Origin of the sequence: Enterobacter sp. RIT637, from assembly GCF_019718755.1 — a bacterium.
GTDB lineage: Bacteria > Pseudomonadota > Gammaproteobacteria > Enterobacterales > Enterobacteriaceae > Enterobacter.
Genome location: NZ_JAIHAZ010000198.1, coordinates 1 through 516, shown reverse-complemented (window position 1 = coordinate 516; position 516 = coordinate 1). Strand labels below are relative to the sequence as shown.

Genomic DNA, 516 nt, shown 5'->3' with positions numbered 1-516 from the left:
ACCAATGACAGATTATCCCAGCAGGCAGAACAGCTGGAAAACGAGGGCAAATTTGCACAGGCAGCGGAAATTCAGCGCCGCCGTCTGGCGCTCTCGCCGGGCGATGTGTGGATTACCTATCGCCTGTCGCGCGATCTTTACAGCGCCGGACAGCGCAGCCAGGCGGATACGCTTATGCGCCAGCTGGCCAGCCAAAAACCGGCCGATCCGGAGCAGGTGTATGCCTACGGGTTATATCTTTCGGGTAACAATCAGGATCGCGCGGCCCTTGCGCACCTGAACACTCTGCCGCGCGAGCAGTGGAGCGGCAATATTCAGGAACTGGCTAACCGCCTGCAAAGCGATCAGGTGCTGGAAACCGCCAATCGCCTGCGTGAAAGCGGCCAGGAGCGGGAAGCCGAAACGCTGCTACGCCAGCAGCCTGCCTCCTCACGTATCGATTTAACGCTGGCCGACTGGGCGCAGCAGCGCGGGGATAACACGTCGGCCATTGCGGCCTACAACACTGTCCTGCAG

The 516-nt window shown here is 60.7% G+C and carries 1 protein-coding gene; it reads left to right on the top strand.

Annotation, left to right across the window (positions count from 1 at the left end):
* The coding region (locus K5E19_RS23985; protein ID WP_409334615.1) for a tetratricopeptide repeat protein at positions 1-516 on the top strand (516 nt) is incomplete at both ends.